The organism is Pseudoalteromonas sp. N1230-9 (genome assembly GCF_032716425.1).
In the GTDB taxonomy this organism is placed as follows: Bacteria; Pseudomonadota; Gammaproteobacteria; order Enterobacterales; family Alteromonadaceae; genus Pseudoalteromonas.
On sequence record NZ_CP090419.1, the window covers coordinates 2,482,343 to 2,504,593 of the forward strand.

Genomic DNA, 22,251 nt, shown 5'->3' on the forward strand with positions numbered 1-22,251 from the left:
CTCTATTTTTTAAAATAGCTGATTGCTGCAGCCACGGTTATAAATGAGCCAAACACAATTACTAAGGTGTTATTGTCTACATTTGGTAATAGTGTGTCTAGCGCAGTTTCAACACTGTCATATTGCGTACTAGGCGCTGTTGATGTCGTTTCAGCCAATGCCTTTGCAAGGTTTTCAACCTTATCGCCGCGAAAACAATCTAAACTGGCTAACGACCACTCATGAACAACATCCGCCACAGCTGACATTGCTGCCACTTTATCTTTATCTGCAAGCATAGCGACTAATGCATGAATTTTAAACCCTTGATCTTTATACACGCTTAATTTACGCGCCAAATAACGGGCCGATTCAGGGTTATGTGCCACATCGGTAAAAATAAGTGGCTGTTCACTTAGCTGCTGAAAACGTCCTTCAACTGTTAAATTAGCTAAACAATCACGTACTTGTTGCTCACTAGGTAGTAAGTCAAGTTTAGCCAATAAGGTCAACGCAGTGGCTGCATTTTGACAAGGGATCGCAGGTTTTGCTAGGCGCAAGTCTTTACCTTTGTACTGCCAATTAAAACCTTCACTGTCTTCAGTGAATTTAAAATCACGGCCAGATAACACCATATCAGCATCAATTTCATTACCGTAATCAGTTACTGTATGTGGAATATCTAAATCACCAACAATTGCGGGTATGTGAGGTCGGAAGATACCTGCTTTATCGTAGCCAACAAGCTCGCGTGTATCACCTAGGTATTCTTTATGGTCTAGATCGATAGTTGTGATTACACACGCATGTGGTGTGACAATATTAGTCGCATCATAGCGGCCACCTAAACCCACTTCTAACAATACATAATCAACAGCGTGACGTTTAAAAATTGCCAGTGCACCTAACGTGCCGTACTCAAAATACGTCAGTGGCGTCTCACCACGGCCCTTTTCCAGCATATCGAAAGCATCAACATGGAATTGGTCATCAAGCTCTTGGCCATTAATACGCACGCGTTCGTTGTAACGAATTAGGTGTGGAGAAGCATATGTACCCACACTAAAACCTTGTGCTAGTAATAGGCTTTCTAGGCAACGCGCTGTGGTGCCTTTACCATTGGTACCTGCGATTAATATTATTTTGCTCGGTGTACCGAGTAAGCCAATTTGGTTTGCAACGCGAGCAACGCGCTCTAAGCCCATTTCAATATTGGCGGGGTGAACACTTTCTAAATAACAAAGCCAATCATCAAGGCTTGATGATTGGCTAGGAAGGATTTCTGTCATAGCGATTAATCAGTTAAGCTGAAATTTACGCTACTCTATGCTCTTGTTCAGTAGAAGGCAAGTTCATAAATTTCGCTAAGATACGCGCAAGGGTGTCACGCATTTCACGACGGTCAACAATCATGTCGATTGCCCCGTGCTCTAGCAAGAATTCACTGCGTTGGAAACCTTCAGGTAGTGTTTCACGCACTGTTTGCTCGATTACACGAGGGCCGGCAAAGCCAATAAGTGCTTTTGGTTCAGCAACGTTTATATCGCCAAGCATTGCCAGTGACGCAGATACACCACCCATTGTTGGGTCGGTTAATACTGAGATAAACGGTAAGCCTTTTTCGCTCATTTTAGCCAGTGCAGCACTTGTTTTTGCCATTTGCATTAATGACATAAGCGCTTCTTGCATACGTGCACCGCCTGATGCTGAAAAACAAATAAGTGGCATGTTATGCTCTAAACATTGATCTACAGCTTCAACAAAACGAGCGCCGACCACTGACGCCATAGAACCACCCATAAATGAGAACTCAAACGACACCGCAGCAACAGGAATACCTTTTAAGCGTCCTTTAATTGCAACAAGTGCATCTTTCTCGCCACTTACTTTTTGTGCTTGTGTAATGCGGTCAGAGTACTTCTTAGAATCTTTAAACTTTAAAACGTCCTTTGGTTCGTGTTCTGCACCAATTTCTTGACGATCTGCATCATCTAAAAAGTTTTCGAGTCGCTTACGAGCACTCAAACGCATATGGTGATCACATTTTGGACATACATTAAGTGACTTTTCTAATTCTGCTTTATATAAAATTGAATCACAGTCTGTACACTTTGCCCAAACCCCTTCTGGGATTTCTTTTCGGCCTGACGATTTAGTCGTTTTAGGTAAGATTTTTTCTAACCAACTCATTTGCAACTCTCTTAATACTGTTCTGTGTCGCAGTCTGTTTAATTGTGAATACTTATTTGTATTTCTGACAACCAATAAACAGACAGATTTTTTCAATTAAAACATGAATTACCCGCAGACGATATAAAAAACTGGTCTTAGTAGTGTACTACCAAGTGTTAACTGTCTGAATCAGGTAAAAACAAAGGCCCTAATGGTGTTTTAGGGATCTCAAACTGCTCAGGGTAATCCACATCCACTAAATAAAGACCCGCAGCTTTAGCTGTCGCACTGGCTTTGGCTCTCTCTTTTAAATCAAGTAACTCTTTTAACCAAACAGGTTCATGCTTATGTAAACCAATGTCCATCAAGCAACCAGTAATATTACGTACCATGTGATGTAAAAACGCATTGGCTTTAATATCAATGATCACATAATCACCTTGGCGTTTTACCGACAAATGGTGAATAGTACGATTTGCTGTATTTGCTTGGCAATGGAGTGCTCTGAACGACGTAAAGTCGTGCTCACCTATTAAATACTGACAGGCTTGTTGCATTTTAGTTTCGTCTAATGGGTGATGAAAATGAGTAACGCCTTCACTCATAATGGCACCGCGATAGGTATAATTGTAAATCACATAACGATAACGGCGTGCTGTCGCACTAAAACGTGCGTGAAAATCTTCAGAAACAGGCTTAGCAAAACGAATAGAAATATCTTTTGGTAGTAAGGTATTCATCCCCATCGTGAACGCGACCATTTCGCGTTCAGCATGAGTATCAAAGTGCACGACTTGGCCTGTACCATGAACACCTGCGTCTGTACGACCCGCACAAACAATCTCAACAGGATGATTACAAATACGCGACAACGCTGTTTCTACTTCTTGCTGTACGCTATTGACGTGTGATTGACGTTGCCAACCACTGTAACGGGCGCCGTTGTATTCTACTCCAAGTGCTACTCGCATAATGATCTATTTACCTAGTGTGCTAAATGACGGGGCATTCTATGCGATCTGCCCGTGCAATAAAAGCCACGAGCGCAGATCACATATTATAAATACTACAGACTAATCCTCTTCGATGTTGTCTTGGCCCTTGGTGCCCTCTTTTGCGCGCAATTTATGGTGAATAGCCGATTTAATCAGCATGTAACCACTGATAGGTGCTGTAATGAGCAAAAAGATAGAAATAAGAATTTCTTTTACACTTACACCATCGTGTGTGAAAGTAAAATAAACCATCGCCGCTATTAACAGTGAGGCCATCCCCAGTGTCGTCGCTTTGGTAGGCCCATGCAGGCGCATAAAAAAATCAGGCATCTTAACCAAACCGATCGAGCCTATCAGAATAAAGCAACCACCAATTAACAATAAGATTGAAACAACCCATTCACTCATCATTTGTTACCTTATTCAATAATATCGCCGCGTAGCAAGTATTTACATACAGCTACCGTACTCACAAAGCCAAGCATCGCAATTAATAAAGCCGCTTCAAAATACAAGTCTGTGTCCATGCTCATACCGTAAAGAATGATCAATGCAATGGTATTTATAAACATGGTATCAAGCGCTAAAATGCGATCTGGAACTGAAGGCCCAATAATAAGGCGCCATAAGTTCAATAAAAGTGAAATGGCAATCATCCCATACACAATGAGGAATACCGTATCTAGCATCGGAAAATCTCCTTAAGCGGGGCTTCGTAACGCTGTTTAATCGTCTTAATAAGTTCAGCTTCATCAGCTAAATCCAGCACATGAATTAGCAAATAACGTTGGTCTATTTCTTCACCTTCTGCAAGCGACTCAGGAATTGGATACACCTCAGCACTGACCGTGCCAGGCGTTAATGATACTGTACTTGCTAATATCGTAATTGGCATATCATGACTTAAATCAAGTGGCACTTTAACAAAGCCTGGGCGTAGCTTTTTAGTTGGCCCAAGGATCAGTAAGGCAACCTGCAAGTTAGCCGTTACAATATCGTACAAGACTAACAATAAATGCCTAAATGCGAGGCCAGGTCGAACAATTAACGGCTGTGGATCACGAAATGGAAAGGTGATCCATGGAATTGTAATTGCAAAGAGTGCAGCAAGCAGTAGATGCCCAGGCGACACACTATTGTTGAGTAATAACCACACTACGAAGAGTAAAACACTGCGAAACGGAGTGGGTAGCCAACGAAAACGAGCTTCTAAACGCATTTAGCGACCTCCCTGTAGTACATTATTAATACTGCTGTTGATATCGAACAATTGCTCAGATGTCGCAAGCATAAAATCTGAAATTGGACCGGCAAAAATGACCATCAAAGGAGAGCAAACTAACAATAGTAACATCGCCGTGACTTTTAATGGGTGTGCCTTTATACCTTCGACAGCTTCACTTTCTTTGAACTTTCGGTCCCAAAAAAGGCTTGTGCCAGCACGAGAAATAGCAACCAATAAGGCTAAACTTGAAAGTAAGTAAATTGGCCAAAACACCATGCCCTTCTCACTATCTAAGGTACTTTTTAGAATCCAAATTTTACCTACAAAACCAGATAGTGGCGGCATACCTACCACCGTCAATGCAGCAATTACAAAACTAATTCCTAATAAAAAAGGTTGTGCAACAGCACGCCCTGCAACAAGACGATCGGCCACTTTTCCACGCTGATGCGCAATCAAATCAGCAAGTAAAAAGAGCACGGCACAAACAATCGTTGAATGAACTAAGTAGTAAAGTAACGCCGCAGTCGCTGCTACATTCTGAATAGCGACTAAGGCAACCAATGTACCCACTGATACGATCACTAAGTTTGCAATTAGCTTTCTAAAATCTTGGCTTGCAAGAACGCCTATCGACCCCAGAATGATGGTCGCCAATGCAAGTCCCCATAACCAAGGTTGTGCCATGTGTGCAAGCTCCCCCGCGTTATCACCAAAGATAACGGTGTACACACGAAGCATGGCATACACACCCACCTTAGTCATGATCGCAAATAAAGCTGCAACAACTGGGGTGGCACTTGCGTAGGTATTAGGTAACCACAAATGTAGCGGTAACAGCGCACCTTTAAGGGCGAAAACGACTATTAGTAGTAAACCACCGATTTTAGCTAAATAAACATCGTCACCTGTTAACTGAGGTACTTTCTGGGCTAAATCAGCAATATTTAAAGTACCCACTACGCCATATAAAACACCAAGTGCAATAAGAAATACACTCGAGCCAATCAGATTTAGAATCACATACTGTAGAGCTGCACGGGTGCTGTGCTTGTCTCCGCCATGCATCAATAATGAATAAGATGCGATTAGCAATACTTCGAAAAATACGAATAGGTTAAATACATCTCCAGTTAAAAATGCACCGTTTACGCCTAAAATTAAGAAGTGAACAAGAGGGTGAAAGAAGCTTCCTTTTTTATCATCACCTGCGCAGCTATATAGCACAACAACCGCACCTAGTAAGCTTGTTAACACTACTAGTAAAGTCGCTAGCCTATCAGCAACCAATACAATACCAAAAGGAGCCGACCAGTCGCCGATGGCGTATACCATAGGTGCCGTACTATTTACATGAAGTAGTAAAAATGCACTAACAGCAAGGGTTATAATTGACATTAATACCGACATCACACGGCGAATATGAAGATTCTTACCGCATGGAGGCATAAGTAAAATAATGCCTGTCAGCATGGGAATTAAAATAGGTAAAGAAGCTAAATGCTGAATCATTTTCGCTCCTTTGAAGACTTAACTAGATGTCCATCAACATGATCATTACCCAAATCGGCACGACCACGAATTGACAAAATAACGACAAAAGCGGTCATTGCAAAACCGATTACAATAGCCGTTAACACTAAAGCTTGAGGGAGTGGATCTGCATACTCACTGGCACTGCCCAAAACCGCCGCTTTATTAATTGTTAATCGTCCTGATGAAAACAAGAATAGGTTTACCGCATAAGACAGCATGGTTAAACCTAACACGACCGGAAAGGTTCGCGCTCTTAAAATTAAATAAATGCCGCATGCAACCAGCACGCCCACGCATGATGCGTACAATACTTCCATTAAATATTTACCTCTTGCTTGGGTGTATTAGCCGTTAGTTTTCCTAAACTAGCTAAAATCATCAGCGTTGCACCTACAACAGTTAAATACACACCTAAATCAAATACGATAGCACTGGCAAGCTCTGTTTTGCCAACTAACGGTATATCAAAATAATCAAACCACGTTGTTAAGAATGGACGACCAAATGCCCAGCTTCCAACACCTGTGAATAAAGCGATAGCGATGCCCGATGCGATAATCTTACGGTAATTCACATCAAACCGCTCTGCTATCCAGTTAGAGCCATTCGCCATGTACTGTAGTATAAATGCAATGGCTGTGACTAAGCCTGCGATAAATCCACCGCCTGGTAAATTGTGGCCTCGTAAAAAGATATATGCAGAAACTAACAGTGCCAAAGGTAATAAGCTTTGTGAAATACTTGCAAGAAGAATTGGATAACGCTCTCTCGCCCACGGACGCCCTTCACTATCACTTGCAGGCATAAATAAAGGTAAATTGATAAGCAATTTATAAATACCTAACGCGGCTATACCTAAAACGGTGATTTCACCTAAGGTGTCAAAACCCCTAAAGTCGACTAGAATAACGTTCACCACGTTTGTACCACCACCGCCAGTTTTAGCATTGGCAACAAAGAAGTCAGAAATTGACTCAAGTGGTCTTGTTAATAGCGCATAACAAATACTCGCAACTACCACACCTATAGCCGACGAAATCCCCAGATCACGTAAAATACGTAATGAGCTTGACTCTTTTGGAGTACGCTGTGGTAAGAAGAATAGTGCTAGCATCAGTAGCATTACAGTGACAACTTCAACCGTTAACTGAGTCAGCGCTAAATCTGGCGCAGAGAATCGGGTGAAAGCAACAGACACCATCAGGCCTACGATTGAAATCATGATTAAAGATATCATCCGTGAACGATGCCAAAATACGGTTGCTAATGCACCAATAATCAACAAGCCTGCGCCAATGGCATTATGAAAATCAATGGGCGTTAGCTCACTAGCACCAGCAAGTTGACGCATTTCAAACAAAGGCCATCCAGCGCACAGTAAAACAACCGTAATCATGACAAAAGCGTAGCGTTGCAACGAGCCATTTTCGATATGGTTTATCTTCTCTTGTGACCACTTGATCACACGATATAACCCCCCCTCAAAACCTTTTTTCGCACTAATTGTTGGCAGTGATGCTTGGAACTGGAACAAATACTTACGCTGTACATAAATCAGTATCCCGCAGCACGTTGCAATAAAGCTCATTAACAGAGGTAAGTTAAATCCATGCCAAACAGATAATTTATAATCTGGTGCAGCATCACCCAGTACAGCGTAGGATGCTGAGGCCAAAATATCACTGACGGCAAAGTGAGGGAACATACCGACCAATAAACACAATACCACTAAAATTTCGATTGGTACGCGCATGTAGCGCGGCGGTTCGTGGGGCTCTTTTGGTAAATCAATCGGATCACCATTGAAGAAAACATCATGTATAAAACGTGCTGAGTATGCTACAGACAAGGCACCCGCTAAAGTCGCTAATACAGGAATAAGCCAAGACATAGAGCCTAGTACTTGCTGGTGTAAGGTTTCAGCAAAAAACATTTCTTTTGATAAGAAACCATTTAATAGAGGCACCCCTGCCATAGAAGCTGCGGCCACCATAGCAAGTGTTGCTGTATATGGCATAAAACGCCACATCCCATTTAACTTACGCATATCACGGGTGCCAGTTTCATGGTCAATAATCCCCGTAGCCATAAACAATGACGCTTTAAATATCGCGTGGTTAATAATGTGGAAAATAGCTGCCACAGTTGCAAGTTCGGTATCTAAACCTAATAGCAAAGTAATTAGACCCAAGTGACTGATGGTAGAGTAAGCAAGCAGTCCTTTTAAGTCATGTTTAAATAACGCAATGTAAGCACCAACAAGCAAAGTCGATAAACCTGTCATCGCAACTAAAATAAACCACGTATCCGTACCTGATAGTGCAGGATAGAATCGCGCAAGCAAAAATATACCGGCTTTAACCATGGTTGCTGAGTGTAAGTATGCACTAACGGGTGTCGGTGCAGCCATAGCATGAGGTAGCCAGAAATGAAAAGGAAACTGCGCAGACTTAGTAAATGCACCTAATAATATAAGTACCAGACCAACTTCATATAAGTCGTGTGATTGAATTAATGCCTTACTAGCAAGAATGACATCAAGGTTATAGCTACCAACGATATCACCAATTAAAAGTAAACCCGCTAATAACGCAAGACCGCCCGCTCCCGTAATTGCTAACGCCATTCTTGCACCTTTACGCGCTTCTGACTTATGCCACCAATAACTAATTAATAAAAACGAGCTAATACTTGTTAACTCCCAAAATAGCCATAGTTGAATGACATTGTTAGACATCACAATGCCAACCATGGCTGTCATAAATAGCATAAGGTAACAATATAACTTGGGCAGTGAGTCGTTATTACTTAAGTAATAGCGTGCATAGAAAATGACTAAGGTACCAATACCCAAAATCATATAAAGGAATAATAAACTTAACCCGTCAAGTCGAAATGAGACTTGCATATTCAACAGTGGGATCCACTCTGCTGTATAGCGGATAGTTTCACCAGAAAAAACGGCTGGTGTATAGGAAAATACGATTCCAAGAGCAATCAAAGGCGCTAACATGGTCAAAGCAGTACTTTGATTACGTGTTAGTTTTGAAGTGCAGGATGAAATAACACTGCCAATCAAGGATAACAGGGGTATCCAGAGCAAAGTCATAATAAGGAGCCTTTTAGTGTCATAAGAATATCAATACCGCTGCTAGTTATAATTAGTTGCGTACTGTTCATTTGGATGGTTAAAAGTTGGCTTCAAAAAAAGCTTACAATGCGTATAGTTATACTGATTGGGTGCTATTTTGTCTATAGGAGACACACCTATTCGGCCAACTTTTAACCACTTTACGTATTAAAATAGCAATAAATAAGCGATTAGTCAGAAAATTCTTTAGAGCTTAAAGCTGTTGTTATTACAGGCTTTACACCAATAAAGGCAAAATAATCAGCGTACCTTACTGGCTTTGTTAAGGGGGAGTTAATTTGTTTTAACCAAAGTTGGCGATATTGTTCAGATAATCCCACCTTTTGGTATTGCATTATTGACCAATTTAAACTGGGTTTATAAGCCATTTGGTTTTTGCAAGCCACGCTTTTCTGCCATCCACTTGGCGGCAAGCTGTTTCTTGCAATAAATAAATTAGGTGCCACTAGCCCTTCTTGCTGGCACAGCCATTGCTGTTTTTTTTCTGGCAATGGGTATTCATCCTCAAAACCATTAAAGTGCATTAGCTCATGCAAAAATACTGCGTATGATTGGGATGAATTAATATGCATAATACCACCTTGTACGTTTGCACTCCCCTCTTTCGACATCATGACAATAAAGTCAAAACCAGCTGGCCATGTGTGATTTTCTGCTTTTCTCCAGTCACATTGCAATGCGTTATTATTTTCCTCGCAGCGATATTGATTGCCTACATAAACAACATCGCTAAAACAAAAGCTATTAATAGCAGGCTCTGGACTAGACTGATATTGGCCTTTAAAAGATTGTAAAGCAGCAATACCATCTTTATGGTCCGCCATCATTAACACATTAAAATGACATATTGGATTGGTTGTAACAGCGTCTAACGACAAGGAAAAATTATGTAAATTGGCATACTCGGTTGTTATTTTGGTGGTGGGCATGCTTTGTTGTAAAAACCATGTTTGCTTAGCATCGCCATCAGGTAATCGATTTGTCTTCCATAATGACTCTAGAGCACTCCACTGCTCGTTTATGACTAATTGCTTTGCGAGGTTTTGCTGCTGTTTCAAGTCAAAATAGTCAAACTGTGTTTGCCACCACAATTGCGCCGCAGAAAAATTACCTTGCTGTAAAAAACGTAAAACTAGCTGGTATTTGGCATCTGTGTTATCAAGCTCAGCCAAATGACGAAGTTGCGAAGTACTAAGTCTAGCTAATTGTGTATTAACAACATGAGGCGCTAAATAATAAATAGCTGCTGTTTGGGAAGGTGCTTTGTCAATATAATAAAGATAAGACGGTGAAAAGTAGGATACTGAGCTTGAAAGTCCGCACAAACTCAGTAATAACCCTACTAACAAGTATTTATTAGCTCGCGTCTTCACCAGCCATTAACTCAAGCTCTAAGCGTGCGTACTTATACTCAACAAACTCATGCACATTAGTAGAAAGGGCTAATCGAAAGTAATCGGCAGCGAGGTATTTATCACCCGCAGCTTGATGTAATTTAGCTAAATAAAAATAGGCTTCACATAAACGATGAGCATACTCTTGCTCTGACGTTACGCCTTCGATAATACCCGATAAAAATTCAAATTCGCTAATATCGCCCAAATAAAGTGCTAAAAGTTGATAACCCCATTGCGACTCATCAACCCCTTGTGCATTCGCTTTAAGATCAATCAACGCTTGCTCTTTATTTGCTTCAGCTTGGGCGAGATACAACCAAAGCACACGATAAGGATCACTCGGCGCTCGATTTAGAAACTGTTGTAAATCATCTGCAGCCAGTAATGGACGTTCACCATAATAAAGTGCAATACCACGGTTTAAATAGGCATATTCGTGCTGCTCATTTAACTCTAGAGCTGAATCAAAAAACTCATACGCTTGTTCGTATTGCTGCATCAGTGTGTGGTGAATACCCAAAAAATTATAGACTTCAGCAAGATCAGGTTTCAGCTTTATAGCACGATTAAAGTCTATTCGTGCCAATGTTGACATCCCTAAGCTATCAAATAACACACCGCGATCGTAATATAGTTTTGCTTGTTGCTCAGGGCTTAAATCTGTTCGGCTCAATAACTCAGAATAGCGAGCAATCGTAATTTCGTTGCGAAAATCAGAGGCCAACGGTGCCGTGAACGGCACATTTACGATAGGCAAAGACTCAGATTGTGACGTTGTTTGACATGCACTTAGAGAAAAAAGAGCCACGGCGGTCAATGCTAAGTGTTTAAAATTCATTAAAATCCTTAATACCTGAAGAATGCTCTGTAGACAAAGTCGAAGCTGATAGGTTTCATTAAAGCATAAAAAAAGGGGCTAAACAGCCCCTTTTTCTGATATCCAGCAAATTACTGGTTATTCAATCATTATTCAGCGTCTTTTGGCTCTTCTGCTTTTTCTTCAGCAGCTGGTTCCATCGCTTCTTTAATGCTTAGACGTACACGACCTTGGCGATCTACTTCAAGAACTTTAACTTTAACTTCTTGGCCTTCGCTTAAGTGGTCAGTTACGTTGTTAACACGCTCTGTGCTGATTTGTGAAATGTGCACTAGACCGTCTTTACCTGGAAGGATATTAACGAACGCACCAAAATCAACGATACGTACAACTTTACCCGTGTAGATAGTACCTACTTCTAGCTCAGCAGTTAGTTGCTCGATACGCTTGATTGCATCGTTTGCACTCATGCCGTCAGTTGCAGCGATCTTGATTGTACCGTCATCTTCGATTTCGATCGTTGTGCCAGTCTCTTCAGTAAGTTGACGGATAGTTGCGCCGCCTTTACCGATTACTTCAGCAATTTTCTTCGCAGGGATTTGCATAGTGTAGATGCGTGGTGCGAATTGAGATAGCTCTTCAGAAGGAGCAGAAATCGCTTCGTCCATTACACCTAAGATGTGTAGACGTGCAGCTTTCGCTTGTTTAAGTGCGATTTGCATGATTTCTTTAGTGATACCTTCGATCTTGATATCCATTTGTAGCGCAGTGATACCGTTTGAAGTACCCGCTACTTTAAAGTCCATGTCACCTAAGTGATCTTCATCACCTAAGATATCAGAAAGAACAACGAAATCTTCGCCTTCTTTAACTAGACCCATCGCAATACCAGCAACAGATGCTTTAATTGGTACACCGGCATTCATAAGTGCTAGTGATGTACCACATACTGATGCCATAGACGATGAACCGTTTGATTCAGTGATTTCTGATACTACACGGATTGAGTATGGGAAGTCAGTAAGTGTAGGTAGTACCGCAGCAATACCACGCTTAGCTAGGTTACCGTGACCAATTTCACGACGCTTAGGAGAGCCTACAAAACCTGTTTCACCTACGCAGAACGGAGGGAAGTTGTAGTGAAGCATGAAGTGATGCTTGTTAGTACCTGTTAAGTCGTCGATTAACTGTGAATCACGCTCAGTACCAAGCGTTGCAGTTACAAGTGCTTGCGTCTCACCACGCGTGAAGATTGCAGAACCGTGAGTACGAGGTAAAACACCCGTCATTACGTCTAGTGCACGAACCATATCTGGTTCACGACCATCGATACGTTTTTCACCAGCGATGATACGGCCACGAACAATTTCTTTTTCTAAAGAACCGAATAGTTTACCAACTTCTTGCGTATCTAGCTCTTCGCCTTCAGCAAGTTCAGCTGTTAATGTAGCAACTACTTCTTCTTTCGCTACACCAAGTGCTTCTTTACGCGCTACTTTGTCAGTGATGCGGTATGCTTCACCTACTTTTTCAGCAGCGATTGCAGAGATTTTCTCAGCAAGTGTGATGTTTTTCTCTGGTGCAGTCCAATCCCAAGCTGGTTTACCCGCTTCAGCTTTGAATTCGTTGATTGCGTTGATGATAGCTTGAGATTGCTCATGACCATAAACAACCGCACCTAACATGACGTCTTCAGATAGTGTTTCAGCTTCTGATTCAACCATAAGTACTGCGTTATCAGTACCAGCAACAACTAGGTCTAATTGGCTTTCTTCAAGCTCAGCAAGTGTTGGATTAAGTACGTATTCACCGTTGATGAAACCAACACGTGATGCACCGATAGGACCATTGAATGGAATACCAGAGATAGCAAGTGCTGCTGACGTACCAATCATAGCAACCATGTCAGGTTGGATTTCTGGGTTAACAGAAACAACTGTCGCGATTACTTGTACTTCGTTTACAAAACCGTCTGGGAAAAGTGGACGGATTGGACGGTCGATTAGACGAGCGATAAGCGTTTCGCCATCGTTAGGACGACCTTCACGCTTAAGGAAACCACCAGGGATACGACCCGCAGCGTACATACGCTCTTGGTAGTTAACTGTTAGTGGGAAGAAGTCTTGACCTGGTTGTGCATCACGCTTACCAACAACAGTAACTAATACTGAAGTATCGCCAATGCTTGCTAGTACTGCGCCGTCTGCTTGACGAGCGATAGCACCTGTTTCTAGCGTCACTGTATGTTGACCTAGTTGAAATTCTTTAATAATTGCTTGCACTTAAAAATGTCCTTTAAATGTAAAAGCAACTCAGAGCAGTGCTCCGAATTGGTAAAAAATAGTCCATCAAAGTACCAATTACAGTACTTAATTAAACTTAAGAAAAATCAATTAAGTACTACAATTGGCAATGATGTTTTTTGATATCTAGGAAGCATCCACTCCCTAGGTGTGCGCTAGTATACCTTTCATACGCGCACAAAAAAAGGGGCTAAATAGCCCCTTTTCTCGTAATCTAGTTCTTAGCGACGTAGGCCAAGCTCTTGGATTAACGCAGTGTAACGTGCAATGTCTTTACCTTTAAGGTAGTCAAGCAGTTTACGGCGTTGGCTTACTTTGCGAAGAAGACCACGACGTGAGTGGAAGTCGTGCTTGTGGCTAGCAAAGTGACCTTGAAGCTTGTTGATATCGAAAGTTAGAAGTGCAACTTGTACTTCAGGTGAACCAGTGTCGCCTTCAGCGCGTGCAAATTTAGCGATGATTTCAACTTTTTCTTGATTGCTTAGTGACATAGTAACTCCAAAAATTAATTTAAATTGTGTTTTAGCCGATCACTAATTCAGCCAAAACGATTGAGCGGGGCGTATTCTACCCAGCTTTGCTAATAACTACAAGGTAATCTTTACTCAGGCAGTTGATTTGATAAGCCACGCTTTGATTTTAAGTGACCGTCTTTATGACGCTCACCGGTACCAATGAACACCCCATCAGCCATTACCTTTACCACACCATCTGGTACGGGCTTACCGATAACCACGGTTTGACCATGGCGAAATGCCACGCCCTGCTCTTGGGAGATCTCAATCACAGGTAAATCAACCAAAGCAGTATCCATTGGCAGTAATAGCTCATCGAGGTAGCTTGAAGGCGCAACATCGTCTGCTTTTGCTTGCTGTAGCTTTTCTTCAAGTTGCTCAAGCGTAACCATTTTTTCACTTGGATAATGGCCAACTGCACTGCGATGTAACATGATGACATGCGCACCACAGCCAAGCTTTTCACCTAAGTCGTCAACAATAGTACGAATATAAGTGCCTTTAGATACATGTGCCGTCATTTGTACTTCGTTATTAGCTTCATCAAACTCATCAAGCGTTAAACTAAATACATTAATTTTTCGACACTTACGCGGCACTTCAATACCTTCGCGGGCATATTTATACAAAGGCTGACCTTGGTATTTAAGCGCAGAGTACATCGAAGGATATTGATCCGACTCACCTAAGAAACTGGCAATTTGCTCAGCTAATTGTTCACGCGTGACCGATACTTCGCGCGTTTCAACCACTTCACCATCTGAATCAGAGGTAGTAGTTCGCTCACCAAGTTTGGCGCGTACAACATAGGTTTTGTCAGTATCAAGCAAGAACTGGGTAAACTTAGTCGCTTCACCAAAACAAATAGGCAGCATACCTGTGGCGAGCGGATCAAGCGCACCGGTGTGGCCTGCTTTTTGAGCAAAGTAAATTCCCTTTGCTTGCTGCAATGCTTTGTTTGATGAAATACCTTGCGGCTTATTAAGTAATAAGATGCCGTCAATAGCACGACCTTTACTGCGTCTAGCCATTAGTCTTTAGTGCCTTCTTCGCTGTCATCTTCGTCTACATGCTTGGCATTGTCTTCACGAATAACTGAGTCAACCAAGTTTGAAATACGCATACCTTCCATAAGCGAGTTATCGATCACAAAACGTAACTCAGGCATGATGCGCGCACGAATACGTTTACCTAATAAAGAACGAATATAACCCGTTGCTTCATTTAAGATTTTAGCGCTTTGCTTGGCTTTATCTTCATCGTCAGTGTTAAACACTGTGATAAATACTTTTGCGTAAGATAAGTCGCGAGATACCTCAACCGCAGACACTGTCACCATGCCTAAGCGTGGATCTTTGATTTCGCGTTGAAGAATAACAGCAATCTCTTTTTGAATTTGCTGTGCAACACGATCAGTGCGAGAAAATTCTCTCATTTCATTTCACTCTAAAATAATAACTTATTGATGTTAAAGAATAAGTTAATTTAATTACGAATACACAAATGGGGGCTAGGCCCCCATTTAAAGCAATAACTTAAACGAAATTAAAGTGAACGTTGTACTTCAACCGTCTCGAATACCTCGATTTGGTCGCCAACTTTAACATCGTTGTAGTTCTTAACGCCGATACCACATTCCATACCGTTACGTACTTCTTGAACGTCATCTTTAAAGCGACGTAGTGACTCAAGTTCACCTTCATAGATAACCACGTTATCACGAAGTACACGGATAGGCGCGCTACGCTTAACAACGCCTTCAGTAACCATACAACCTGCGATTGCACCAATCTTAGGTGACTTGAACACGTCACGAACTTCAGCAAGACCAATGATCTCTTGCTTGAATTCTGGTGCAAGCATACCTGACATCGCTTGTTTAACTTCTTCAATCAGGCTGTAGATTACGCTGTAGTAACGTAAGTCTAAGTTTTCTGACTCAATTACTTTACGAGCTGATGCATCAGCACGTACGTTAAAGCCAACAACGATTGCGTTTGACGCCGCTGCAAGCGTTGCATCAGTTTCAGTGATACCACCTACACCTGAACCAACAATCTTCACTTTAACTTCATCTGTAGAAAGCTTAGTTAATGAATCAGCAATTGCTTCAATTGAACCTTGTACGTCAGCTTTAAGAACGATGTTAACTTCAGATACATCGCCTTCAGCCATGTTCGTAAACATGTTTTCAAGCTTCGCTTTTTGTTGACGAGCAAGCTTCACTTCACGGAACTTACCTTGACGGTAAAGTGCGACTTCACGTGCTTTACGCTCATCTTTAACTACTGTTGCTTCATCACCCGCAGCAGGGATACCAGATAGACCTAAAATCTCAACTGGGATAGATGGACCCGCAGACTTGATGTCTTTACCGTTCTCATCTTTCATCGCACGTACACGGCCATATTCAAGACCACACAGTACGATATCACCTTGATTCAGTGTACCTGATTGTACAAGAACAGATGCAACTGGACCACGACCTTTATCTAGACGTGATTCAATTACAACGCCCGCCGCCATACCTTCTGCAGGCGCAGTAAGCTCAAGAAGCTCTGCTTGCATTAGTACTGCTTCAAGTAGGTCATCAATACCTAAACCTGTTTTTGCAGAAATATGTACAAACTGTGTATCACCGCCCCACTCTTCAGGGATTACGTCAAGTTGAGCTAGCTCATTCTTAACGCGATCTGGGTCGATACCTTCTTTATCCATCTTATTCACTGCGATAATTAAAGGAACGCCAGCAGCACGGGCGTGCTGAACCGCTTCTTTAGTTTGTGGCATTACACCATCATCCGCAGCAACAACAAGGATTACGATATCCGTTGCTTTTGCACCACGCGCACGCATTGATGTAAACGCGGCGTGACCTGGCGTATCTAAGAAAGTAATCATGTTACCGTTAGTTTCAACGTGGTATGCACCAATATGCTGGGTAATACCACCCGCCTCACCAGATGCAACTTTTGCTGAACGAATATAGTCAAGTGTTGACGTTTTACCGTGGTCAACGTGACCCATTACGGTTACAACTGGAGCACGAGGTACAGCTGTACCTTCTTCGCTGCGGTCGTTGAGTACTTTCTCTTCTAATTCGTTTTCTTTAACGATGATAACCTTGTGGCCCATTTCTTCAGCAACAAGTTGTGCTGTTTCTTGGTCAATCACTTGGTTGATGGTAACCATGTCACCCATCTTCATCATTGTTTTAACAACTTCAGCACCTTTAACAGCCATACGAGATGCAAGTTCAGCAACGGTGATTGTTTCACTAATGCGTACTTCGTTTTTAACATCTGCAGTTGGCTTTTGGAAACCATGCTGTAGTGAAGTTGGTGCTTTTAATTTGCCTTTTTTACCCTTAGGTAAAGGAGCCTTCTCTTTTTGAGGTCCTTTTTTCTTTTTCTTACGACGAGCACTTTGCTCTTCACGTGCATCAGATTCATCTTCTGCTTCACGCGCGTAAGTTGAAGTCGTAAGGTGGTGATCAGCGTTTTCTTCACGCTGCTTACGCTCTTCTTCTTCTTTTTTCCAGCGAGCTTCATTTTCTTCAGCTAGCTTTCTTGCCTCTTCTGCTTGACGTTTCGCTTCTTCTTCAGCTTTTCTCAATGCGGCCTCTTCTGCTTCTTTTTGCAGACGCTCAGCTTCGGCACGATCTTTTTCAGACTTAGCACTTTGCTCTGGGGTCATCTGCTTTTGTTTCGCTTTACGCTCAGCTTCAGCTTTGCGTTTAGCCTCTTCTTTGGCTTTACGCTCAGCTTCTTCTTTTGCTTTACGTTCTGCCTCTTGTTTCGCTTTAAGTTCTTCAGCTTCTTGCTGGGCTTTAAGCTCAGCTGCCTTACGGGCAGCTTCTTCTGCAGCTAAACGCTCTTCTTCTTGCTGTTGCTCAACGGCGCTTTTCTTTACGTAGGTACGCGTTTTACGTACTTCTACTTGGACTGACTTCGCTTTACCTGTAGAGCCAGTTACACTTAACGTGCTTTTACTCTTACGTTGCAAAGTCATGCGAGCAGGGCCTTCCGAGCCCGTGCCACCATGCTGCTTACTCAGGTGATCAAGTAACGTTGACTTCTCAGTTTCTGTTACCATATCACCTGCTTGTTTTTTGATACCGGCTTGCTCAAGCTGCTGTAATAATTTATCAACAGTTGTACCAATATCTCCGGCTAGTTTTTCAACATTTACTTCTGCCATAGTGTGTAATACCTCCGTTAATAAATTACTCGTCTGCGAACCAACAAATGTTACGCGCAGCCATAATAAGCTTGCCAGCTTCTTCTTCTGAAAGGTCAGTGATATCCACTAACTCATCAATACCTTGCTCAGCTAAGTCTTCAAGTGTTATTACACCTTTACTTGCCATTACAAATGCAAGGTGACGCTCTAGACCTTCAAGTGCTAGTAAATCCTCTGCAGGCTCTGCACCATCAAGGCTTTCTTCTGTCTTAAGCGCTTTTGTTGTTAATGCGTCTTTTGCACGAGAACGTAAAATATCAACCGTTTCTTCATCTAAACCGTCAATTTCTAAGAATTCAGATGCTGGAACATAGGCAACTTCTTCAAGTGTTGAGAAACCTTCGTTGATAAGTAGGGTTGCAAACTCATCATCGATATCTAGGTATTCAGTGAATAAGTTGATCAGCTTGTCTGATTCAGCTTCGTTCTTCGCACGCATGTCATCAACAGTCATGACGTTTAATTCCCAACCAGTTAACTGGCTAGCAAGGCGAACGTTTTGACCATTACGACCAATTGCTTGTGCTAGGTTGTCTGCTTCAACAGCGATATCCATTGAATGTGTATCTTCGTCCATCACGATAGATGCCACTTCTGCTGGCGCCATTGCATTGATAACGAATTGCGCAGGGTTGTCATCGTAAAGAACGATATCAACACGCTCACCACCAAGCTCAGTTGACACGGCTTGTACACGTGCACCACGCATACCAACACACGCACCTACAGGGTCGATACGTTTGTCGTTAGATTTTACTGCAATCTTTGCACGCGAACCTGGATCACGTGCTGCGGCACGTAATTCAATCATTTCTTCGCCGATCTCAGGTACCTCAATACGGAAAAGCTCCATCAGCATCTCAGGCTTAGAACGCGTTACAAATAACTGCGCGCCACGTGCTTCTGGTTTAACTTCGTAAAGTAAACCACGAATACGGTCACCTGGACGGAAGTTTTCACGCGGTAACATGTCATCACGGTAGATAACCGCTTCAGCATTGTTACCAAGGTCAAGTACAATAGCGTCACGGGTTGCTTTTTTAACAACACCAGTTACTAACTCACCTTGTTGATCTTTATATTCTTCAACAACTAGCGCACGTTCAGCTTCACGTACTTTTTGTACGATAACTTGTTTTGCCATTTGCGTTGTAATGCGGTCGAACTTGATTGACTCAATCTGCTCTTCAACGTAATCACCTAGTTGTAACTCAGGATCTTCAACTTGTGCCGCTTCTAACGTAATTTCGCTGTAAGGATGTTCTAACGAACCGTCTTCTTGAACTTCTGCAATTTTCCAGCGACGGAACGTGTCGTAATCACCTGTTTTACGATCGATTGATACGCGAACATCAATTTCGCCATCGTGTTTTTTCTTTGTCGCAGTCGCTAATGCGAACTCTAACGCTTCAAAAATCTTTTCTTTTGGAACCGCTTTCTCATTGGAGACGGCTTCAGCAACCAATAATATTTCTTTTGCCATGGGTTATGCCTCGCTTGCCCTATTCCTTCGCACTCGAATTAAAACTTTGCGATGATGTTCGCACGTTCAATGTTACTTAGCATAATCATATGCTCAGTGCCATCTGCCGAAAGTGTGATCATATCACTGCTAACTGATACTAAATCGCCTTTAAAATTACGGCGACCATCTTGCGGAAGCTTAGTACGCACGCGTACTTCTTCTCCTTGCGCCTTCTCGTAGTGATCTTGTTTGAATAATGGACGATCAACACCAGGAGACGAAACTTCCAAATCATATTCGTTTGTAATCGGGTCTTCTACGTCTAAAATCGCGCTAACTTGACGACTTACATCGGCACAATTATCAACCGTAATCCCTGCATCGTGATCAATGTAAACACGTAATGTAGAGTGGCGACCAGCTTGCACAAACTCAAGACCATGTAACTCAAAACCTAACATTTCTACGGCTGGTGAGAGCATGGTTACTAAATCTTGCTCAAGTTTTGTCACGAAAATCCTCCATACAAACAAAAAAAGGGCATATAGCCCTGAAATACTGAGTTTAATAATGATTTATACCACTGAGGTATTAAGTAAATCATGCTAGACCAGATACAACAACGCCCCGAACCAAGCGGGGCGTCACACCTAAAGCATAAAACTGTGTGGCCTAGGGCCAAGCTTGGTTGCGAGTCATTTATCTGACTAAATTAAACTAGATAGCCTAAACGCAAAACGCGCATTACCCAGAATGCGCGACTTCAATACAGTAAAATAACTTACTGTGTATGTTTATCACATTGCTGTGTAAACACTGAATTGGTTGCGGGAGCCGGATTTGAACCGACGACCTTCGGGTTATGAGCCCGACGAGCTACCAGGCTGCTCCATCCCGCGCCAATGGATATTAAAGCTAATTGCTAAATATCGCAGTTTGAGTGACAAGCACCTCAAATCAATGGCGGCTATTATAAGCACGTAGCGCTCAATTAGCAACCTCATTGGGTGAATTAGTTAGACTATTTTGTAGATAAAAACATTATGACAGCCCTGTCATTAATTTCCTATTTTCGAGAAAAATGGTCTATAGTTGGTATTATAATAAGAAAAACTATAGCGAGTGCTATTAAGCGATAATTAATGAGTCTATCTATTTTTCAAAAAAAGCTTTTACAACAAAATGTTGAGCTGATAAAACCGGATTTTCATCAATTTACAAAGACATTTCATACGTTAATGAATGAGAAGCCATTACAAATGACAATTCCAAGTCAAGAAAGCATTAATCAGCAAAGCTACATTTTATATTGTGCACTTAATAAGGTAATAAATCATTTAGATGATTTACCCCTTGTGATTCCATTTATTCACTATATGGCAAACAATCTCAGCTTTTTAAACGTTAATTGTACTGACATTGACTTACTTTGCGATGCCTTTTGGGACACACTTCAAAAACAATCAATTAAATTGAACAGTCACCTATGTCAGGCATGGTCACAGGCGATACTTATATTTAAGAATATCGTAAAAAGTTATCTTTTTTCATATAGTAATGTTGTTTCTTTAGCGCAAAAACAAGCAACACAGCTAAGCTCATAATTGCCCTAACTCAGTGTTTAGCCTATCAATTTGGCGTTGTTCAACCGCAATTAGGGTATCAAACTTACTCGTTACAGCAGTCATTTTTTCAGACAATGCTTCGTCAGCACTCACGCCTGTCAAATTTACAGCACGAGGACGGGTTTGTTGTTCAAGTTGACTCAGCTGACTGTTTAGCTGTGCATAGAGTGTGTCGATCTTGTTTTGATGCTCAGTGATTTCTCGTTTTATTTGCTGTGTTCGAATAAAACTATCAACCTCTGCATCTACAGTTTGATCACTTTGTGCTAAAAGCGTCGCTTTTTCAGTATTTAGTCTATCGATACCTCGCTGTTCATTATCGATAAGTAATTTGTAGCGCTGAGATGTAGCAGTCATTTGCTTTGCAATTGCAGCTACTTTTTTATTCCCCACTACATTATTCAATTGTGCGTCAGCTTGTTTACTTAAGCTGGCAATATCATTATCTAAGCGTTGGGTTAAAGTGTCTATTTTGTTGTGGTGCTGTTGAATTTCGGCATCAATTTGCTTTACTCGGATATAGCTATCTACACCAGAATCAGGCTTTACAGGTGCTGATTCAAATACATCAGAAACATGCGGATTTTGCTCTTTAATGATTACTAATCGAGCGTCCTTTCCACATGGTTGCTGGCTAAACTCAACCACGCCGTTTTTTTCACACTGGTAAACCGTCGCGTTTACTACATTCGTAAACATTAAATACGCACAACTTAAAAATATCACTGTTTTAAACTGAATTTGCATGCCATCACCCTTTTAGAGTTTAGTTCCTTATATCAACACACTAATTAATTTCACGATCTATATCTGCATTTACTTCGTATCG

General features: G+C 41.7%; 20 protein-coding genes and 1 tRNA gene. 1 reads left to right on the forward strand and 20 read right to left on the reverse strand.

Features of this window, described 5'->3' with window-relative positions; translation table 11 throughout:
- Positions 1 to 2: 2 nt before the first annotated feature.
- The 19 genes from folC to LY624_RS11655 form a co-directional block, all read right to left on the reverse strand.
- Positions 3 to 1,268 (reverse strand): bifunctional tetrahydrofolate synthase/dihydrofolate synthase, encoded by a 1,266-nt coding sequence (folC, locus tag LY624_RS11565; RefSeq protein ID WP_341803034.1) that lies wholly within the window; start codon positions 1,266 to 1,268, stop codon positions 3 to 5.
- A 25-nt stretch (positions 1,269 to 1,293) separates the two neighbouring features.
- Positions 1,294 to 2,169 (reverse strand): acetyl-CoA carboxylase, carboxyltransferase subunit beta, encoded by an 876-nt coding sequence (gene accD, locus LY624_RS11570; protein ID WP_130150560.1) that lies wholly within the window; start codon positions 2,167 to 2,169, stop codon positions 1,294 to 1,296.
- 158 nt (positions 2,170 to 2,327) lie between these two features.
- A complete protein-coding gene (gene truA / locus LY624_RS11575; protein ID WP_062569834.1) occupies positions 2,328 to 3,122 on the reverse strand; it encodes a tRNA pseudouridine(38-40) synthase TruA in 795 nt (264 codons plus the stop codon).
- A gap of 102 nt (positions 3,123 to 3,224) precedes the next feature.
- Positions 3,225 to 3,557 carry a Na+/H+ antiporter subunit G gene (locus LY624_RS11580; RefSeq protein WP_062569833.1) on the reverse strand — a complete coding sequence of 111 codons (333 nt, stop codon included), beginning with the start codon at positions 3,555 to 3,557 and terminating at the stop codon, positions 3,225 to 3,227.
- Between the two features lie 8 nt (positions 3,558 to 3,565).
- Entirely contained in the window at positions 3,566 to 3,835 is a 270-nt protein-coding gene (locus LY624_RS11585; protein WP_062569832.1) for a K+/H+ antiporter subunit F, read from the reverse strand.
- Positions 3,829 to 4,365, reverse strand: coding sequence for a Na+/H+ antiporter subunit E (locus tag LY624_RS11590; protein WP_130150559.1), 537 nt, complete (start codon positions 4,363 to 4,365; stop codon positions 3,829 to 3,831). Before LY624_RS11590 ends, LY624_RS11585 begins: the two co-directional genes overlap by 7 nt.
- Entirely contained in the window at positions 4,366 to 5,883 is a 1,518-nt protein-coding gene (locus LY624_RS11595; RefSeq protein ID WP_341803035.1) for a monovalent cation/H+ antiporter subunit D, read from the reverse strand.
- A complete protein-coding gene (locus LY624_RS11600) occupies positions 5,880 to 6,224 on the reverse strand; it encodes a Na+/H+ antiporter subunit C (protein ID WP_062569829.1) in 345 nt (114 codons plus the stop codon). Before LY624_RS11600 ends, LY624_RS11595 begins: the two co-directional genes overlap by 4 nt.
- Positions 6,224 to 9,016 (reverse strand): monovalent cation/H+ antiporter subunit A, encoded by a 2,793-nt coding sequence (locus LY624_RS11605; RefSeq protein ID WP_341803036.1) that lies wholly within the window; start codon positions 9,014 to 9,016, stop codon positions 6,224 to 6,226. The genes LY624_RS11600 and LY624_RS11605 overlap by 1 nt, the downstream gene beginning before the upstream one ends.
- A gap of 212 nt (positions 9,017 to 9,228) precedes the next feature.
- Positions 9,229 to 10,431, reverse strand: a complete 1,203-nt coding sequence (locus tag LY624_RS11610) for a hypothetical protein (RefSeq protein WP_341803037.1) — start codon at positions 10,429 to 10,431, stop codon at positions 9,229 to 9,231.
- Positions 10,415 to 11,293 carry a lipoprotein NlpI gene (nlpI, locus tag LY624_RS11615; protein WP_130150555.1) on the reverse strand — a complete coding sequence of 293 codons (879 nt, stop codon included), beginning with the start codon at positions 11,291 to 11,293 and terminating at the stop codon, positions 10,415 to 10,417. The genes LY624_RS11610 and nlpI overlap by 17 nt, the downstream gene beginning before the upstream one ends.
- Before the next feature lie 128 nt (positions 11,294 to 11,421).
- Positions 11,422 to 13,554: a polyribonucleotide nucleotidyltransferase gene (pnp, locus tag LY624_RS11620; protein ID WP_237118200.1), complete on the reverse strand. Its 2,133-nt coding sequence runs from the start codon at positions 13,552 to 13,554 to the stop codon at positions 11,422 to 11,424.
- 242 nt (positions 13,555 to 13,796) lie between these two features.
- On the reverse strand, positions 13,797 to 14,066 hold the full coding sequence (gene rpsO / locus LY624_RS11625) for a 30S ribosomal protein S15 (protein WP_054553172.1): 270 nt from the start codon (positions 14,064 to 14,066) through the stop codon (positions 13,797 to 13,799).
- A gap of 110 nt (positions 14,067 to 14,176) precedes the next feature.
- Positions 14,177 to 15,121 (reverse strand): tRNA pseudouridine(55) synthase TruB, encoded by a 945-nt coding sequence (gene truB, locus LY624_RS11630; protein ID WP_341803039.1) that lies wholly within the window; start codon positions 15,119 to 15,121, stop codon positions 14,177 to 14,179.
- On the reverse strand, positions 15,121 to 15,525 hold the full coding sequence (gene rbfA / locus LY624_RS11635) for a 30S ribosome-binding factor RbfA (protein WP_054553174.1): 405 nt from the start codon (positions 15,523 to 15,525) through the stop codon (positions 15,121 to 15,123). The genes truB and rbfA overlap by 1 nt, the downstream gene beginning before the upstream one ends.
- Positions 15,526 to 15,635: 110 nt before the next feature.
- Complete coding sequence (gene infB / locus LY624_RS11640) at positions 15,636 to 18,290, reverse strand: translation initiation factor IF-2 (protein ID WP_130150552.1); 2,655 nt, start codon at positions 18,288 to 18,290, stop codon at positions 15,636 to 15,638.
- A gap of 25 nt (positions 18,291 to 18,315) precedes the next feature.
- Positions 18,316 to 19,815: a transcription termination factor NusA gene (gene nusA, locus LY624_RS11645; protein ID WP_130150551.1), complete on the reverse strand. Its 1,500-nt coding sequence runs from the start codon at positions 19,813 to 19,815 to the stop codon at positions 18,316 to 18,318.
- A 38-nt stretch (positions 19,816 to 19,853) separates the two neighbouring features.
- On the reverse strand, positions 19,854 to 20,309 hold the full coding sequence (gene rimP, locus LY624_RS11650; RefSeq protein ID WP_062569821.1) for a ribosome maturation factor RimP: 456 nt from the start codon (positions 20,307 to 20,309) through the stop codon (positions 19,854 to 19,856).
- 310 nt (positions 20,310 to 20,619) lie between these two features.
- A tRNA-Met gene (locus LY624_RS11655) sits at positions 20,620 to 20,696 on the reverse strand.
- Between the two features lie 243 nt (positions 20,697 to 20,939).
- Between LY624_RS11655 and LY624_RS11660 the strand changes: the two genes are divergently transcribed.
- Entirely contained in the window at positions 20,940 to 21,401 is a 462-nt protein-coding gene (locus LY624_RS11660) for a globin (protein ID WP_130150550.1), read from the forward strand.
- On the opposite strand, the gene LY624_RS11665 is transcribed toward LY624_RS11660, so the two are convergent.
- The gene (locus LY624_RS11665; RefSeq protein ID WP_341803040.1) at positions 21,396 to 22,169 is read right to left on the reverse strand and encodes a DUF4124 domain-containing protein; all 774 of its coding nucleotides are present in this window, start codon (positions 22,167 to 22,169) and stop codon (positions 21,396 to 21,398) included. The genes LY624_RS11660 and LY624_RS11665 overlap by 6 nt on opposite strands.
- Positions 22,170 to 22,251 lie beyond the last annotated feature (82 nt).

Excerpts from the sequence above, each read along its gene's own strand:
- folC (WP_341803034.1), bottom strand. The coding sequence starts at position 1,268 with ATGACAGAAATCCTTCCTAGCCAATCATCAAGCCTTGATGATTGGCTT.
- accD (WP_130150560.1), bottom strand. The coding sequence starts at position 2,169 with ATGAGTTGGTTAGAAAAAATCTTACCTAAAACGACTAAATCGTCAGGC.
- truA (WP_062569834.1), bottom strand. The coding sequence starts at position 3,122 with ATGCGAGTAGCACTTGGAGTAGAATACAACGGCGCCCGTTACAGTGGT.
- LY624_RS11580 (WP_062569833.1), bottom strand. The coding sequence starts at position 3,557 with ATGATGAGTGAATGGGTTGTTTCAATCTTATTGTTAATTGGTGGTTGC.
- LY624_RS11585 (WP_062569832.1), bottom strand. The coding sequence starts at position 3,835 with ATGCTAGATACGGTATTCCTCATTGTGTATGGGATGATTGCCATTTCA.
- LY624_RS11590 (WP_130150559.1), bottom strand. The coding sequence starts at position 4,365 with ATGCGTTTAGAAGCTCGTTTTCGTTGGCTACCCACTCCGTTTCGCAGT.
- LY624_RS11595 (WP_341803035.1), bottom strand. The coding sequence starts at position 5,883 with ATGATTCAGCATTTAGCTTCTTTACCTATTTTAATTCCCATGCTGACA.
- LY624_RS11600 (WP_062569829.1), bottom strand. The coding sequence starts at position 6,224 with ATGGAAGTATTGTACGCATCATGCGTGGGCGTGCTGGTTGCATGCGGC.
- LY624_RS11605 (WP_341803036.1), bottom strand. The coding sequence starts at position 9,016 with ATGACTTTGCTCTGGATACCCCTGTTATCCTTGATTGGCAGTGTTATT.
- nlpI (WP_130150555.1), bottom strand. The coding sequence starts at position 11,293 with ATGAATTTTAAACACTTAGCATTGACCGCCGTGGCTCTTTTTTCTCTA.
- rpsO (WP_054553172.1), bottom strand. The coding sequence starts at position 14,066 with ATGTCACTAAGCAATCAAGAAAAAGTTGAAATCATCGCTAAATTTGCA.
- truB (WP_341803039.1), bottom strand. The coding sequence starts at position 15,121 with ATGGCTAGACGCAGTAAAGGTCGTGCTATTGACGGCATCTTATTACTT.
- rbfA (WP_054553174.1), bottom strand. The coding sequence starts at position 15,525 with ATGAGAGAATTTTCTCGCACTGATCGTGTTGCACAGCAAATTCAAAAA.
- infB (WP_130150552.1), bottom strand. The coding sequence starts at position 18,290 with ATGGCAGAAGTAAATGTTGAAAAACTAGCCGGAGATATTGGTACAACT.
- nusA (WP_130150551.1), bottom strand. The coding sequence starts at position 19,815 with ATGGCAAAAGAAATATTATTGGTTGCTGAAGCCGTCTCCAATGAGAAA.
- LY624_RS11660 (WP_130150550.1), top strand. The coding sequence starts at position 20,940 with ATGAGTCTATCTATTTTTCAAAAAAAGCTTTTACAACAAAATGTTGAG.
- LY624_RS11665 (WP_341803040.1), bottom strand. The coding sequence starts at position 22,169 with ATGCAAATTCAGTTTAAAACAGTGATATTTTTAAGTTGTGCGTATTTA.